Origin of the sequence: Polycladomyces abyssicola (assembly GCF_018326425.1) — a bacterium.
In the GTDB taxonomy this organism is placed as follows: Bacteria; Bacillota; Bacilli; order Thermoactinomycetales; family JIR-001; genus Polycladomyces; species Polycladomyces abyssicola.
In genome coordinates, this window is record NZ_AP024601.1 from 2,444,313 (window position 1) to 2,459,208 (window position 14,896).

The window sequence follows — 14,896 nt, forward strand, 5'->3', positions numbered from 1 at the left end:
AAGTGGTTGTCCCTTGTCATTATTTTTTCCATTTTGTTGCTTTCGGGATGCTCTTTGTTGATACAAGCGGCACAGACAACCAAACCTGAACAGACAAAACCTCAATCCAAAAAAACAGAACCGCTGAAACCTTGGCAAAAAATCAAGCCCGAAGATTTCCGCGCAGCCACAACGCCGGAAGGAATGGTCAAGGAAGGGCCGGGCAAATATGCGGGTTACGACTATGACGCGGCGGCCCTGCAAAGTGAATTGGCCAAATTGCCGAACGGCCTTTCCACCGATCAATTGTACAACCAGCTGATCTATTATTTGGCTGAGAATTACAAACCGATCGTGGACAAGCTGGACCACTTCGACACTTCCTTCGAAATCCGCAACAAAACACCGGATGACTTGCGCGTTCACGCCCCGGACGCCAAAAAGCTGAATGTCGCCATCCTACTGGACGCGAGCGGCAGCATGGCCGGGAAAATCGACGGGAAAACCAAAATGGAACAGGCCAAAGAGGCGATCGGGCGGTTTGCCTCCCAACTTCCGGACGGGACCACCGTTTCCCTGCGGGTCTATGGCCACAAAGGGACCAACCAAGCCAAGGACAAAGCGATGTCCTGCAAGAGCAGCGAAGTGGTGTATCCCTCCGGTGCCTATGATGCCACCCGATTCCAACAAGCGCTGGGACGTTTCCGTCCGGCGGGATGGACACCGCTCGCCAAGGCCATCCGTGATGCCCAATCGGACTTGGTCGCAAACAACGGCCCCAACACGGAGAATATCGTCTACATCGTCAGCGACGGCATCGAAACCTGTGGCGGCGATCCGGTGGCTGCGGCACAGTCTTTGCATCAATCCAACATCCATGCAGTGGTCAACATTATCGGATTTGATGTGGACAATGCCGGGCAAAAAGCGTTGCAGGCGGTGGCCGACGCCGGTGGCGGGGAATTTTCGACAGCCCAGGATCAACAGGAGCTGGAGATGTATCTGGAACAGCAATACACCCAAATGTGGTTGGCCTGGACCAACTGGGGCAACACCAACTGGATTGATGTCAACAATCAATACAATGCCAAATGGCAACGGCTGCAGTTGATTGCCGGTTTTTCCGGCAGTCAGTTCGCCAACAAACTGCAGACAGAGCGACAGCATCTTGAAAGCGCACTGTCATTTCTGGATCGCAAAAACAAACTGCAGGACGGTCAGTATTCCGACCTGAGCAGCAAAATCAGCGATCGATACAATGCGTTGGAAGCCTACCGACAACAGCGGTATGATGAGCTGGACCAAATCTTGACCGAGAAAAGAGACAAGCTGCAGGCATTTATCGAACAGAAACAGCAGGAGATGCAAAAGAAATACGAATGAACACAACAACGCGCCCCTTAGTGATAAGGGGCGCTATGGTGATACTCGATCGTGCGAGCGATGATTTCATTCAGGTCCTCCGGGCCGATGGAAGACACGTCTCCCCGGATAACGATGTGGGAGTTCAGCTCCTCTTCCTTCAACAGATCGTACAGATCGGGTGAAACAGTCAGTACCAGCGTGGACAACTTCATTGTTTCCACCTGAATCACCTCTTCGGTGTTCGTTGATGTGCTGACTGTTAACCATTCCTTAACTTTATTATGAAGCGGGCCACGACGTGTTGCAACCATAGGTCACCCAATTTGATCAGGGAAAAATCAAGGAGCTTGTGATTGGGATCTGAGTGTGCCTCCTGTGCGTCAACGCACCAACAAGGCATGATCCACCTTGATGCAACGGTCCATCACGACGGTCATGCCGTGTTTTTTGGCATAATCGGCCGCTTCCTCATTCACAACTCCCTGTTGCAACCACAGCACTTTAGCCCCCGCTTTCACCGCTTCCTCGGCAACCGGCATCACATGCTCACTGCGGCGGAACACATCGACGATATCGATCGGTTCGTTGATCTCCAACAGCGAAGCATACGGCTTTTCTCCCAACACCGGACCGGACAGATTGGGATTGACGGGAAAAATCCGATAACCGGCATCCTGCATGGCTTTGGCGATCATATAGCTGGTTCGCTCCGGGTTGTCGGACAATCCGACGACGGCGATGTTTCGGGCCGATGACAAAATTTCGCGCCGCTCGGCATCACTCGGGTTTTGATGCATCACAACCGCTCCTTTACAAAGGTCTTGTCTGGTAAATCAAACGATTTGATCTGGATTCACCACTTACTATACCGCAGGAGCAGGCAAAAAACACCCGCTTCACTTTCGGACACCCCAATGCCTCCATCTGTATCAATTTCTGGATGGAATATTTTTCTGTATTTTCAACAGAGAAAATCCCAGGAATAATAGAAGTAAGGACAATGATTCCGCTTCCATTGTCCCCTTCACCTCCCCGCTCGAGGAGCTGTGGATTGATCGTTGTATTCATCACCGAACGAGATGTGCCCATCCCTTGTGCGGTGTGAAGCGATCGATCCCACAGCCCTCCTTTTTACCGCTCCCATGATGACTCTTGCACCACAACCCAGATGATTTCCGCTCATCTATCATTCCTCCAGCTTCGGCCACGGTGGCTGGGGCATGTTTCGTTCCCGGATCCGGTGGATTTCCGGTGCAAGGTCATAGTCAACCCGATATTGCTCAAAGCTCCATATACCGTCCTGCCACTCGGCGACCGTGTAACAGGCGATCGGCCGTCCGTCCCCGGGGATGGAAACAGAAGAAACGTTCAACACGATCCGATCTCCCAACAACGTTACGGAAGGCTGATGCCAATGACCGGCAGCGATGACGCGTGCTTCCGTTTCACCGTAATATTTTTCACCTTCCGTTCTCAACAGATCCGGCCGGGGTAACGGTCGGTGCGTGGATACCGGGGAAGCGTGGCATACCAACAAGGCTTGACCGGGAGCGGGATCAAATGTCAGCGTCACCGGCAACGAGCGGAGGAAGTCCAGCCGTTCTTCACCCAACCGTCTTCGATTCCACTCCAGATGGGCACGAAACCGTTCCATCCGTACCGGATCGGAAGCGGCTTCCGTTTCGATCGGCAGTTGTCCTGTCACCATATCATCGCAATTGCCGCGCACCATCGCGACGCCTTCCGCCCGTAAGAGATCCACTACTTCCTCCGGGGAAGGACCCAGAAAGACGATATCTCCCGCACACACCACGGCATCAAACGGTCCCCGCTCACGGATTTCCCGTAACACCGCCTTCAGGGCCGTTACGTTTCCGTGAATGTCGGAAAACAGGGCGATTCGCATGTTTCTCTCCTCCTTTGCTTTCATCCGATATTTGATCTCCGTTTCCCCCACAATGTAAAACCCCAGTCGCTCGTACAAACGTCGGGCGGGGTTCATTTTGAGCACCTGCAGTGTGACAGCCGCCCCCTGCTGGTACGCTTCCTCCAGCAACTGCCGGATCAGTGTCGTGCCGATCCCGCGGTTTTGGAAGATGGGCAACAGCTCGATATGACGCAGATCCCACTCATCCTCCCGACGATCCACAGCGAAAACACCGGCAGGATGTCCGTCCACCTCGATGATCTGATCCACTCCGGGTTGGAATTTCCGTTTCATGTCCGCCCGTTCGGCGGCATCATCCCATCCGCGCAAACGCTCCACGTACCGACGCATGTTAGTTTTGTTCAGCGCAAACACAAATTCGAAATCTGCGTCCGTGGACGGACGCAATCGCACCTTCATACCAGCCATCCTCCGGCTTTGAGATAAGCCGCACTCCGTTTCACTTCCTCCATTGGGGAAACTCCTTCCCTGCACGCATCCTGTTCCACGATAAACCATTCTGTCCCCGCTTCCGTCCCGGCCGACATCACCGCCCCCACATCGAGTAGGCCGGAACCGACGGCGGCGAAAAAGCGATCAGGTGCATCCTCCATATCTTTCAGATGTATGAACGGTACGCGACCGGCATAGCGATGGATATACTCGACTTCCGAAATTCCCGCTTTTTTCAACCAATAAACATCCAGTTCAACCTTCACCCCTGCCTCCGACCGGTCTGCCTTGCACCCGCTGTTCCAGTTCAAAGTCGTGGTGATGATAACCAAACCGCAAACCGTGCACCCGACATACACGGGCAATGTCAATCAGATCGCGAACCAACGCTTGCACCTCATCCATTTGGGTGAACCGCCCCGGCTCCACCCACGGGCAAATCAGCGTGTCGCATTCGATGGTCTGATGAAAGGAAATCACGTCCGGGAGAGATGTTTTCAGCTCCTGCAATCCCACATGACTGGCGATCGGATGCAATCCGGTCTCCTGCAGCAACTGCCGGATCTCCTCTGCGCATTTTCCGTAAAATCCGGCAAATTCCACCCCGCGGTAACCCATCCGGGCAATGGTGTGCAGCACGGTCGCCATATCCTGTCCCATTTCCCGCCGCAAGGTGTACAGTTGAAGTCCGATTTGAGGCATAGACGTTTCCCCCCTCTGCTTCTTGCGCAAATGTCTAAACTAAGGCGTATCTGGTGAATACTGTCCAATTGCTTTCCCGGTTCGCACTGCCTGCACCCTCAGGGAAGTAGGGCATGGCCGCTTAAGACCCGGAGCGCAGGCCGTGGGCAAAATTCGCTTCGCCTAGAGGAAGTTGCCAGGGATTTCATTCCTGCTTTTCCGGGTCTTCGCTCGGCAGGACTTGTAGTCGACACCTGGGAAAGCATTTGCTCCCTCACGGATGACCAGACACGCTCCAGGCCATGCTTGGTACATCCATCAGGCATGACACCTTCACATTTCGATCTTGTACGGAATAATCCTGTCGTTATTTGTCGGCATGACCGTATTTGTTTCGGTAGTGGGACAAGACCAAAAGCGGCCATATGTAGCCATAACTGTGATAATGAATGTAAAATTGCCCAGCCAAGCCAGCACCTGTAGGATATCGGAAGACGCGGGGATCTTTCTTTTCCAGCAGTTCCAGAAGACAACGGACACCCGCCTTGATCTCCGGCGTCGGTCGATCATGTACAGCTATTAGTGCATCAAGGGCCCACGCCGTCTGGGAAGGAGTACTGAAGGAAAGCGGTACATATCGCCGCTCCTGATCGCTCCGACAAGATTCCCCCCAGCCGCCGTCCGGGCGTTGCACGCGTAACAGCCAACGAACGCCCCGTTGTACAGTCGGGTGACGCAAATCCCAACCCGCTGCGGCCAAACCGGTCAATGCCGCCCACGTTCCGTACACGTACGCGATCCCCCAACGGCCGAACCACGATCCGTCCCACTGCTGATGTTCCGTCAACCATGTGACGGCTCTTCTGATCACCGGATGACGGCGATCCAACCCAGTATACCGGCACACACACTCCAGTGTTCGGCCGGTCAGGTCGGCCGTGGACGGGTCGGTCCACACCGTGCGGGAGTCGTGAAACGGCAGCAACCAACGCGGCCATTTCTTGTCCGTATTTTTTTCAAATGCCGCCCAGCCGCCGTCCTGGTTCTGCATGGAAATCATCCAGGTCATGCCGCGCTCCCACGCTGACCGGTATTCTCCTCCCAGTTGACATGCGGCTGGCGTCAATGCACGCAAACAAACCGATGTGTCGTCCATATCCGGATTCAGGGTGTTGATATCGGAAAAACCCCATCCTCCCGCAGGCACACCCGGATTTTTCAGCTCCCAGTCCGATCGTTTCGTCTGTTGACGGGACAACAGATAACGGAGACTCCGCTCGATGGCAGGATGATCCGGCTTCAAGCCACTTTTCAATAATGCATACGTGATCAGGGATGTATCCCATACAATGGAAGTGGTTTCCTGCAGATGAAGACCCTCATCCAACGGACAGACAAACGCTCGCAATCCCTGCATCGCCCGCACCAAGACCGGATGATCCTTGGGATAACCCAGCGCCAACAAAGCAAACACCATCAAAAACGTCGAGGTAAAGTAACTATACAGCGTGCCGTCGGGTTCCAACCATCCAAGCATGAACGCCTCCGCCCATTTCAACGCTTCCTCGCGTCTGGACAATGTTCCGAATGCTCCGGCGGGATACGATGCGAAAGCGCCGTTTACCCACTCGTTCAATGGCGAATCCGACAGGATGGACGGGAGATCATCCGGTTTCATCCCTTCCCAACCGGACAGATCGGGCCGTTCCGGAAGCCAGGCCACATACTTCCGATCCGCCGCCGCCAGTATGGGCACCACATGAACGCGGGTAAATCCGACCAAATCAAACAGATTGACGGGAAACCACAGGGGCAGCAGTAAAAACTTTATCGGTACCCTGGGATACCGGTCCCAAGGGAGATGCCCCAATAGTGACAGGACTACTTGGGTAAGTGAACCCACTTGTCGTAAGCCGCCTCGGTGCAGGACGTATTCGCGTACCCGTCTCGCGTCCCAGCTCCTCTTTTGCCAGGCGCCAGCATACATCAGGGCCACACTGGCATCCACCGTCGCAGACAAATTTCCTTCGGTCTCATCTTCGTACACCCGCCAAATCCCGTCTTTGTCCTGTCTGGCCAGAATCCGCTCCACCAATCCCTCTTCCAACCGTTTATCCCGCACTTCCAACAACTTCATCAGCAAGATCATATAGGCATCCGTCATAACGCCGCTTTCAAAACAAAAAATCCACCGGCCGTCGGCTTCCTGACACCGTAGCAAGGTTTCACGCAAACGGTCGATTGTCGCTTCCACCCGTTCCATCAAAGACATGTCTCTCCCCCTCCGTTCTTTCTCCCTGCTACCTACCACCTTATTCAGCGGGGGAGAAAAAAAGAAAAGAGACTGCCTGACAAAGTGGTTGGAGTAGCGCAATTCCGGGTACGCGATTTCCCGTCGAGTATGCAGCGAAGACGGGAAATCGGAACTCGCGTGACTTTGTCAACAACCTGAAAAAGGAAGATTGCATAGAAAAAGCCGGGTTCCCCCTTGTTAGGGTTTGCCCGGCTACAAATGATTGATAAAGTTCATGCAGGGGTCAATGCCCGTTTTTCCTCCAGCACCCTGTTTATGAAGAGGAGGGTGTTTCCCGATTCACCTCACTCCTTAAAACGCCCGCGCATACTGCTGAGGCAACACGTGAGACCGTCCCAACGCCAACGCTGCGTTATTGGCCCAATAGGGATCGCGCAGCATGGCCCTTCCAACAGCCACCATATCGGCTTGCCCATTTTGCAACACCATTTCCGCCACTTTCGGATCATCCAAACCGCCAACAGCGATCACCGGCACCCCCACCGCTTCCCGAATGGCGGCGGCAAACGGTACCTGGTAACCCGGTACACCCGTCTTGATCGGCGGGGCCACAGGGCTTTCACCGCCACTGCTTACGTCGAACGCATCCACCCCCAGTTCATGGAACAGACGGCAACGCTCGATCGTATCTTCCAAAGTGTACCCGCCTTCCGTATATTCCACAGCCGACAGCCTCATCAAAAGCGGCATATCGTCAGGAATCCGTCGGCGAACCGTCTGAATCACCTCGGCGGCAAACCGTTCCGGTTCTCCGTATTCATCCGTACGACGGTTGGAAAGCTTGGACAGGAATTGATGGATCAAATACCCATGAGCACCGTGCAATTCGATCGTATCGAATCCGGCGGCCACTGCCCGTTCTGCGGCCTTTCCAAACGCCTCTACCAACTCCTTGACTTCGTCGGTGGTCAACTCATGCGGTACACGAAACCGCTCCGAAAACGGAATGGCCGACGGCGCCTGGGGACGAAGGCTTTCCGACTCCGCTTTTCGACCTGCGTGTGCGATTTGGATACCTACTTTGGCTCCATATTGGTGACACGCTTCCACAATGCGCCGGAACGACGGAATATGTTCATCCGACCAAATTCCCAGATCCCTGTCAGTGATGCGACCGTCCGGATGTACGTCCGTCATTTCGATCATGATCAGGCCCGTTCCGCCGACAGCCCGGGAAACATAATGAACGTAATGCCAGTCGTTGGGATGACCGTCCAAAGTGTCCACGCTGTACTGACACATCGGAGACATCATGATGCGGTTTTTAACCGTCATCCCCCGTAACGTAATAGGATCGAACAAACCCGCCATCGCTTCTTCCACTCCTCCATCGCGAATGTGCCGTACTTTTTTATCATAGCAAAAATATCATCGGAAAGTGAAGTAGATTGTAAAAGGTAAGTTGTTATGGATGCTGTAGCCAATCGAAACCGGTAAAAGAGGTAAAGGTTGACTGATAACCTACGGTAAAGTTATCCCCCATTTCGATTCCCTTTTTTCCATTTCCCTATTCCTGTTCGCATAAAATACCCCTAGGATCATGTCGGAATCTCACCAAACCGAATCCAAGCAATGACTTCCTTTGGAGAAGTGTGTTTATTCCCACGAAGCTGCTATGCCTACCAAACAAATCCGCAAATGAAAATCATTTGTATGATCCATACAACGTTCACTTGATATTTGTGAAAAAGAAGTGTACGATTATAACAGCTACTTAATAATAATTATTCTAATTAAGGCAGGGAAATAATGTGAAAACATATGATTACCATCACCTGAATCACGTAAAAGAACAGCAATCATCAAAGAAAACATTATGGATTACCCTATTGCTGACTCTAGTTTTTACAGTCGTAGAAATTGTAGGTGGCTGGTTATCCAATTCTCTCGCTCTATTGTCCGATTCGGCTCACATGATTTCGGATGTTTTCGCTCTGGGATTGAGCTTAACTGCCAGTTATCTGGCAACACGAAACCCAAATCGGAAATACACATTCGGTTTCCTTCGTTTTGAGATCATTGCTTCATTCCTAAATGGGCTGGCACTCGTCGTAATTGCCATTGGCATATTCATTGAGGGTATACACCGATTGATTCAGCCGCGAGACATTCACATGCAATTGATGTTGATGATCGCTATAGTGGGGTTGATTGTCAACATTGTTCTCACCACCATTCTCAGTCGAAGCTCAAAGGAAGAAGAAAATTTGAACATTCAAAGTGCACTCTGGCACTTTATCGGAGATTTGCTCAGTTCCGTCGGGATTATTGTTTCTTCCTTTCTAATTTACCTTACAGGTTATTCCATTTTTGATCCATTGATCAGTATGATCATTGGTGGGATCATTTTCTACGGGGGGGCAAAGATTATCCGAGAATCCTTTCTGATTTTGATGGAAGCTGTGCCTGACAAATTTGATCTTGATTCCATCCGCGAAGAAATCAGCAAGGTGGAAGGGGTAAAGGATGTCCATGAATTGCATTTGTGGGCTGTTTCCACTGACCATTACTCTTTAACGGCGCATGTTTTCATACACGAAGATGTTCAACCGTTTGAGGTGATCCAGGAAATCAATCATATCCTCAAAGAAAAATATGGGATTCAACATTCGACCATCCAAACCGAACATCCTGCTATTCATGATCATGGAGATTACGGAAAACAATTTTTAACGACAAAATCCTGATCACCACTGGCTTAAATAACCAGAACATTATTCAAAATAAAATTAATTTTATGATATATATGGGGATCAATGCGGATGATCTGGATCAGACACACCCTGCAACGTCCAGGACAATATCAATCCCATCAATAACAAACATCAAGCAGACCTATCGGGTCTGCTTGACAAAGCTTCATGGGCGTCTACCGGACATACACATGGTAGACGCCCTCCGCCGTTCATCAGATCGTTCCTTTAATTTTTCATCCATTTTTTCAAGAGTGCGTTCAACAATTGACGTCCAAATTCTTGCACGGAGAAATTCCCGGCCGCTTTTTGTGCATAGTAGGCTCGCTTTACCATTTCCATCATCCAAATCGGGATCTTCTTCCCTGCGATATACGGATAGTACAAATGATAGGCTTGAACGAGGTGATCCCAACGTCCGTCATTGCCCGGTTTCACATATTCAGACACGTCGATAAGTTTGGCATGACCATCTTGCAACAGCACGTTTTTCAGATGAATATCACGCGGATTCAAGCCGACACTCCGTGCATACTGACGGGCTTTTTCCACTTCGTCGATGATATTTTCGGGGATGTTAACGCCCTGGACTAGACAATCGTACAAGGTCATGCCTTCCTCGTAGCTCAAAACGAGATAGCGGTCTCCCGCACCGTGACACACGGCAAAGTAAGGGGAACCGGCCAGCCGTTGATATGCCCGATATTCGTCCTCTTTGGCGTCCACCCGTTCCTTCGTGTACACCTTGAACACAATATCCCGATATTCCGGATGTTGTACGACCACTGCATCCGTACCAACGCCGATTAACTTCAACGGCGGCGGCAAAAACTTGACAGTGACGGGCTCATTTTCCGGGTTGTACTCCAATTCAATTTGCTCTAACAGCGGTTCAACCGGTTTCCAAAACATCCAGGCCCTCCTCGCTGGTTGAAAGCTCGCGTTTTGTAGCGACGACATTTTGCGTTCACGCGGGCCGCCGCCTTTTTTTCGGTCACATCGGTCCAAGATTCCCCATCTTTCGGTTATACTGAAACGGGGAAAAGGAGGGATACGATGCAAAGAAGCACGTCCATGATCAGTATGATCGCCGGTGATCTGTTGGTATTGGTGCTGTTCACCGTAATCGGTCGAATCAGTCATTACCTGCCTTTGAATGTTGGTGCCATCCTTTGGACCACGTTTCCTTTTGCGCTTGCTTGGCTGGTAATCGCCCCGTTGATGGGGCTATACCGCTCGGATGTACAGACCCGTTTTCTTTCCGTAACTTGGCGCGTGGGGCTAACAGTGTTGATTGCCGCACCGCTGGGCTCGTATTTGCGCGGCATTCTTCTTGGGCACCATATCATTTTCATTTTTTACGTGGTCACGACAGTTACGCTTCTGTTGATGATGTGGTTGTGGCGATGGGGTTTTACCTGGCGGCAACGTCGATCCCGATGATGGCGACTGCCAGTATACAGACATACAACCCCGTCGTCCAATACAATACACGGATGGATTCACAAATATGACGCGGATGCAACGCCTCCTTGGGATCGCCCAAATACCCCCGGTGAGAAGGCACACCCCGGTACCAATTGGTTCCACCCAGCCGAATGCCCAAGCCGCCTGCCATCGCGGCCTCGGGAATACCGCTGTTGGGGCTGGGATGCCGATGTGCGTCTCTCCTTATTATTTGCCATGCATGACGCCCATCCAAACGTAAAAAGACCATAGCCGCCAACATGGGCCATACGGTTAAACGAGCTGGCAACCAATTGACGACATCGTCCAGCCGGGCGGAAGCCCATCCCAAATACAGATACCGCTCATCCCGATACCCGACCATGGCGTCCAGCGTGTTGACCGCCCGGTACGCCATCGCCAGCGGGGCACCGCCGATCGCCGCAAAAAATAACGGCGCGGTTACCGCGTCCACGATATTTTCGGCGATCGTCTCCACCCCCCCGCGCACGATTTCCCCTTCATCCAACCGCTCGATGTCCCTGCCTACCACCATGGACAACGCGCGCCTCGCTTCTGCCAGATTCCCTTTGACCAGCGGTGACCAGATCGCCTTGCCCGCGTCCGCCAATCCTTTCGTCGCGATGGTGGTGGCGACAAGTACCGTTTCCAGTCCCCACCCCAACCATGGGTGGACAGCCTCTGCCAATATCACCAGCAACCAAGTAACGGCAAACGCTCCCCCCGCCACTACGACCGGCAAAACGATCCCCAGCAAACGAACGCGCGTCGGTGTAAGGGCTGCCCTCTCTTTCCATCTACCCATGATGCGTCGCAACCTTTTTTCCGTCGCCGCAATCACTTTCCCCATTCCGACGACGGGATGCGGCAGCCAACGGGGATCGCCGATCAAACGATCCAATATGTACGCGGCCAGCAACATCCATGCGGTCATCATCCGCTCAACGCCTCCGTCAACGCGCGGTATACCGCTTGTCCCACCGCTTGTCCCAGAGGGGTGGCCAAACCTGCATAATGATGCACCACACCTTCTACGGTACGTTGGGAAGCCGCCACCGCCACCACGTCGGTGGTTGTTCCCGTTGCCTGATCCCCGTCCCGGTCTTTTACGCCCAGTACCTGCAATGCAGCCGATTTCGCTTCGGTCGCCGTGATCACCGTGTTGACCATGGCGGCTTCGGTCAGCCGCCCGTCCACCAACAGCAGGATATTAATCGTTCCCGGCGACGGCACATCCCTATAAATAGGCCCCGGTTTGCCCGCCCGTGCTGCATTGCTCACCCCCGCCGTCACCACAGCCGTCACCGTCACCCCTGTTTCCGACCGCTTCACCACAGCAGCGCGGTCCGTCCATGCTGCTGTCAACAGGGCAACAGTCCGATCCGCATCAAATCCGTGATCCGCCATCCACTTTTTTGTCTCACGGATGGGGTCGGCTTCACAATATCCATGCGGTACGTGACGGTTCACCAGATGATTGGTCTGGCGCCAACCGCCGTTGACCGGTGCATTGCTGAGTACGCTCCACTCCCGCTCCATCCGAATGGAAACATAATCTGCCCCGATGCGATAGGAAACGCCGTTTTCCGTCCATTGTCGTATCTGCGTTGAATGCATGTTAACCTCCGGATTTTTCTTGGTTCGTTTCTATCATATCGGAAATGAGAGAGGAAGACGATGGCATGATGAAAAAAGGAAAACCTGTTGGACAAATCCAACAGGTTTTTCGATATTACAGTACAAGCAGACCGTACACTACCGCAACGGCGAAACGGTAGAGGGCAAACGGGGTAAGCTTGACTTTGTCGATCAGCTTGAGGAAGTATTTGATCGCCAACATCGCCACCACGAACGCAGTGACAAATCCCGTGATGAACAGCGGAAGATCGTGAATAGACAGTTTGTCCCAGCTTTCATACAAATCTTTGGCCGAAGCGGCCACCATCATGGGCACGGCGAGGATAAACGTGAACTCCGAAGCGGTTTTGTGGTTCATGCCCACCAACAATCCGCCCGAGATCGTCGAACCGGACCGCGAAAATCCGGGCCACAGGGCCAAGCATTGAAACAGGCCGACCGAAAACGCTTGTCCATATGTTACCTGGTCCAGACTGGTGGCTTTGGGCCGCGCCCGGCGGAACACCTCTGCCAAGATCATGATCACCCCGCCGGCAACCAAACCGATCAGTACGGTATTGGCAGTAAATAATTTGTGTTTAATATAATCATGGAACAATCCACCCACCACGACGGCAGGAATCATCCCACACAAGATGTGAAGAGCGTTGAGATGTCCCTTTTGCCCATCGGTCCCTTCTTCTGGTAACTTGTACAATCCCACGATATTGAGGATTCGTTTCCAGAAGACCACCACAACAGCCAATATCGATCCGAGCTGAACGACCACTTCAAACGTGGAAGCACGATCGGTACCTTGAAATCCGAGCAGATGACCGACCAAAATCATGTGACCGGTGGAAGAAACGGGTGCAAACTCCGTCAACCCTTCCACCATACCCAAGATAAGACCGATGATGATATCCGGCATGATGTTTCAACTCCATGTTCGTTTTCTTTGCTGATGGCGTTTCCGTTGGTTGCTTCAACGTTATACCAGAACCGATCCCAGCACCACCCTTTCGTTTCCCGAAACTGTGTCCAAAGCGGTTAGTGTCCTATGAGGTGTGTCTGACAAATCCCTTTGTCCGGGTGGCCTTTTCCCTCTTGCTCCTGGTTTGGATTCACTCAAAGGTCGCCTTAGGGTTGAGGACGCCCTCCCACAGGTATCAACAATGACCGGACACACCCCCAGCATCTATACCTAACGCCTATTGTAGCAAAGTGTTTCACCACCACTCCATATCTTGGACGCACAGTTCAAAAAAACGAAACGGGGTAAAGATCCGACCTTCAGTTAAACACGAAAACATGAAAATAAAATGAGAAACGGATGAACAGAAGGGAAAGGATGGTTTTTCCATCCAAATGCGGATGTGAGTTTCTCAGAAAATGTTACAATTGTCAAGTGAAGAAGAAGACACACAAATGGTTCAAAGGACATCATCCGTGAGTCCGGGTGCGGCAAACCCTTTTCAACTTTGTATCATGAGGAGGATTTGTTATGGAAATCCGCACATTCGCAGAACTGTTGAACCGCGTGAGAGAAATGCGCCCGTTGGTTCATCACATCACCAATACGGTGACGATTAACGATTGTGCCAATATCACCCTGCACACCGGCGGTGCTCCCGTCATGGCGCATGCGCCGGAAGAAGTGGAGGAAATGGTAGGATTGGCGTCCTCCTTGGTGCTGAACATCGGCATGTTGACGTCGTCTCAAGTGGCGGCCATGCTGTTGGCGGGGAAACAAGCAAACCGTCGCGGCATCCCCGTGGTATTGGACCCGGTGGGCGCCGGTGCGACCCATTTTCGAACGGAAAGTGTCCGGCGCATACTAGAAGAGGTTCAAGTGACCATCGTCAAGGGAAATGCTGCGGAAATCGCCACATTGGCGGGGGAGCGGGCCGAAGTGCGCGGTGTGGACGCGGGCGAAGTGGCCGCTGATCCCATTCAGGCGGCACAAACACTGGCCCGGCAACTAAGCACCGTGGTGGTGGTAACGGGGAAAACGGACATCATCACTGACGGTACCCGAACCGCTTGCGTTGACAACGGGCATCACATGATGGGATGCATTACCGGAACTGGCTGTATGGGCGCCTCCGTCCTCGGTTGCTTTGCTCCGGTGGCTGACGATCCTTGGATCGCTGCTGTCGCCGCCGTCACCGCCTACACGATCGCGGGAGAGATCGGCGGAGAGATCGGCGGAGAATCGGCAGACGGACCGGGCAGTTTCAAATGGCGGTTCTTCGATGCGATGGCCGGACTGAACGCTGAAAAAATCGCGGAGAAAGCAAAAATCCGGCAGGTCGCACCCTCACCGAACCTTTGAGAAGATGCCCCCCCTTCGCACACGGTCTCGATCAATCGAAATGACTGGCGAAGGGGGAATCTGAG

15 protein-coding genes are annotated in these 14,896 nt (G+C 52.6%); 4 read left to right on the forward strand and 11 right to left on the reverse strand.

Annotated features, from left to right (window positions below; all coding sequences use genetic code 11):
* Positions 1-57 precede the first annotated feature (57 nt).
* Positions 58-1,362 (forward strand): vWA domain-containing protein, encoded by a 1,305-nt coding sequence (locus tag KI215_RS12310; RefSeq protein WP_212773017.1) that lies wholly within the window; start codon positions 58-60, stop codon positions 1,360-1,362.
* A 17-nt stretch (positions 1,363-1,379) separates the two neighbouring features.
* Here the strand turns inward: KI215_RS12310 and KI215_RS12315 are convergent, their stop codons facing one another.
* The 7 genes from KI215_RS12315 to KI215_RS12345 form a co-directional block, all read right to left on the reverse strand.
* Positions 1,380-1,565 (reverse strand): hypothetical protein, encoded by a 186-nt coding sequence (locus tag KI215_RS12315; RefSeq protein ID WP_212773018.1) that lies wholly within the window; start codon positions 1,563-1,565, stop codon positions 1,380-1,382.
* A 159-nt stretch (positions 1,566-1,724) separates the two neighbouring features.
* Positions 1,725-2,141 (reverse strand): CoA-binding protein, encoded by a 417-nt coding sequence (locus tag KI215_RS12320; protein ID WP_420830133.1) that lies wholly within the window; start codon positions 2,139-2,141, stop codon positions 1,725-1,727.
* A gap of 389 nt (positions 2,142-2,530) precedes the next feature.
* Complete coding sequence (locus KI215_RS12325) at positions 2,531-3,691, reverse strand: GNAT family N-acetyltransferase (RefSeq protein ID WP_212773020.1); 1,161 nt, start codon at positions 3,689-3,691, stop codon at positions 2,531-2,533.
* Positions 3,688-3,990 (reverse strand): sugar phosphate isomerase/epimerase family protein, encoded by a 303-nt coding sequence (locus tag KI215_RS12330; protein ID WP_212773021.1) that lies wholly within the window; start codon positions 3,988-3,990, stop codon positions 3,688-3,690. Before KI215_RS12330 ends, KI215_RS12325 begins: the two co-directional genes overlap by 4 nt.
* Entirely contained in the window at positions 3,980-4,426 is a 447-nt protein-coding gene (locus KI215_RS12335; protein WP_212773022.1) for a sugar phosphate isomerase/epimerase family protein, read from the reverse strand. The genes KI215_RS12330 and KI215_RS12335 overlap by 11 nt, the downstream gene beginning before the upstream one ends.
* Before the next feature lie 346 nt (positions 4,427-4,772).
* Entirely contained in the window at positions 4,773-6,677 is a 1,905-nt protein-coding gene (gene shc / locus KI215_RS12340) for a squalene--hopene cyclase (protein ID WP_246512106.1), read from the reverse strand.
* A 333-nt stretch (positions 6,678-7,010) separates the two neighbouring features.
* Complete coding sequence (locus KI215_RS12345) at positions 7,011-8,030, reverse strand: NADH:flavin oxidoreductase/NADH oxidase (RefSeq protein WP_212773023.1); 1,020 nt, start codon at positions 8,028-8,030, stop codon at positions 7,011-7,013.
* A 440-nt stretch (positions 8,031-8,470) separates the two neighbouring features.
* On the opposite strand from KI215_RS12345, the gene KI215_RS12350 reads away from it, so the two are divergent.
* On the forward strand, positions 8,471-9,406 hold the full coding sequence (locus tag KI215_RS12350) for a cation diffusion facilitator family transporter (RefSeq protein WP_212773024.1): 936 nt from the start codon (positions 8,471-8,473) through the stop codon (positions 9,404-9,406).
* A 234-nt stretch (positions 9,407-9,640) separates the two neighbouring features.
* Here KI215_RS12350 and KI215_RS12355 read toward each other — a convergent pair whose 3' ends face one another.
* On the reverse strand, positions 9,641-10,324 hold the full coding sequence (locus KI215_RS12355; protein ID WP_212773025.1) for a serine/threonine protein kinase: 684 nt from the start codon (positions 10,322-10,324) through the stop codon (positions 9,641-9,643).
* 144 nt (positions 10,325-10,468) lie between these two features.
* On the opposite strand from KI215_RS12355, the gene KI215_RS12360 reads away from it, so the two are divergent.
* Complete coding sequence (locus KI215_RS12360; RefSeq protein ID WP_212773026.1) at positions 10,469-10,855, forward strand: DUF3054 domain-containing protein; 387 nt, start codon at positions 10,469-10,471, stop codon at positions 10,853-10,855.
* Here KI215_RS12360 and cbiB read toward each other — a convergent pair.
* The 3 genes from cbiB to bacA form a co-directional block, all read right to left on the reverse strand.
* Positions 10,827-11,816, reverse strand: coding sequence for an adenosylcobinamide-phosphate synthase CbiB (gene cbiB / locus KI215_RS12365; RefSeq protein WP_212773027.1), 990 nt, complete (start codon positions 11,814-11,816; stop codon positions 10,827-10,829). The two genes, KI215_RS12360 and cbiB, sit on opposite strands and share 29 nt — an antisense overlap.
* Positions 11,813-12,496: an adenosylcobinamide amidohydrolase gene (locus tag KI215_RS12370; protein ID WP_212773028.1), complete on the reverse strand. Its 684-nt coding sequence runs from the start codon at positions 12,494-12,496 to the stop codon at positions 11,813-11,815. Before KI215_RS12370 ends, cbiB begins: the two co-directional genes overlap by 4 nt.
* Positions 12,497-12,611: 115 nt before the next feature.
* Entirely contained in the window at positions 12,612-13,427 is an 816-nt protein-coding gene (gene bacA, locus KI215_RS12375; protein WP_212773029.1) for an undecaprenyl-diphosphate phosphatase, read from the reverse strand.
* Positions 13,428-14,000: 573 nt separating this feature from the next.
* On the opposite strand from bacA, the gene thiM reads away from it, so the two are divergent.
* Entirely contained in the window at positions 14,001-14,831 is an 831-nt protein-coding gene (gene thiM / locus KI215_RS12380; RefSeq protein ID WP_212773030.1) for a hydroxyethylthiazole kinase, read from the forward strand.
* The last annotated feature ends 65 nt before the right edge of the window (positions 14,832-14,896 follow it).

Bases quoted from the DNA above. Each gene is read 5' to 3' on its own strand.
- KI215_RS12320 (WP_420830133.1), bottom strand. From the start codon at position 2,141: ATGCATCAAAACCCGAGTGATGCCGAGCGGCGCGAAATTTTGTCATCG.
- KI215_RS12325 (WP_212773020.1), bottom strand. From the start codon at position 3,691: ATGAAGGTGCGATTGCGTCCGTCCACGGACGCAGATTTCGAATTTGTG.
- KI215_RS12335 (WP_212773022.1), bottom strand. From the start codon at position 4,426: ATGCCTCAAATCGGACTTCAACTGTACACCTTGCGGCGGGAAATGGGA.
- shc (WP_246512106.1), bottom strand. From the start codon at position 6,677: ATGTCTTTGATGGAACGGGTGGAAGCGACAATCGACCGTTTGCGTGAA.
- KI215_RS12345 (WP_212773023.1), bottom strand. From the start codon at position 8,030: ATGGCGGGTTTGTTCGATCCTATTACGTTACGGGGGATGACGGTTAAA.
- KI215_RS12355 (WP_212773025.1), bottom strand. From the start codon at position 10,324: ATGTTTTGGAAACCGGTTGAACCGCTGTTAGAGCAAATTGAATTGGAG.
- KI215_RS12360 (WP_212773026.1), top strand. From the start codon at position 10,469: ATGCAAAGAAGCACGTCCATGATCAGTATGATCGCCGGTGATCTGTTG.
- cbiB (WP_212773027.1), bottom strand. From the start codon at position 11,816: ATGATGACCGCATGGATGTTGCTGGCCGCGTACATATTGGATCGTTTG.
- KI215_RS12370 (WP_212773028.1), bottom strand. From the start codon at position 12,496: ATGCATTCAACGCAGATACGACAATGGACGGAAAACGGCGTTTCCTAT.
- bacA (WP_212773029.1), bottom strand. From the start codon at position 13,427: ATGCCGGATATCATCATCGGTCTTATCTTGGGTATGGTGGAAGGGTTG.
- thiM (WP_212773030.1), top strand. From the start codon at position 14,001: ATGGAAATCCGCACATTCGCAGAACTGTTGAACCGCGTGAGAGAAATG.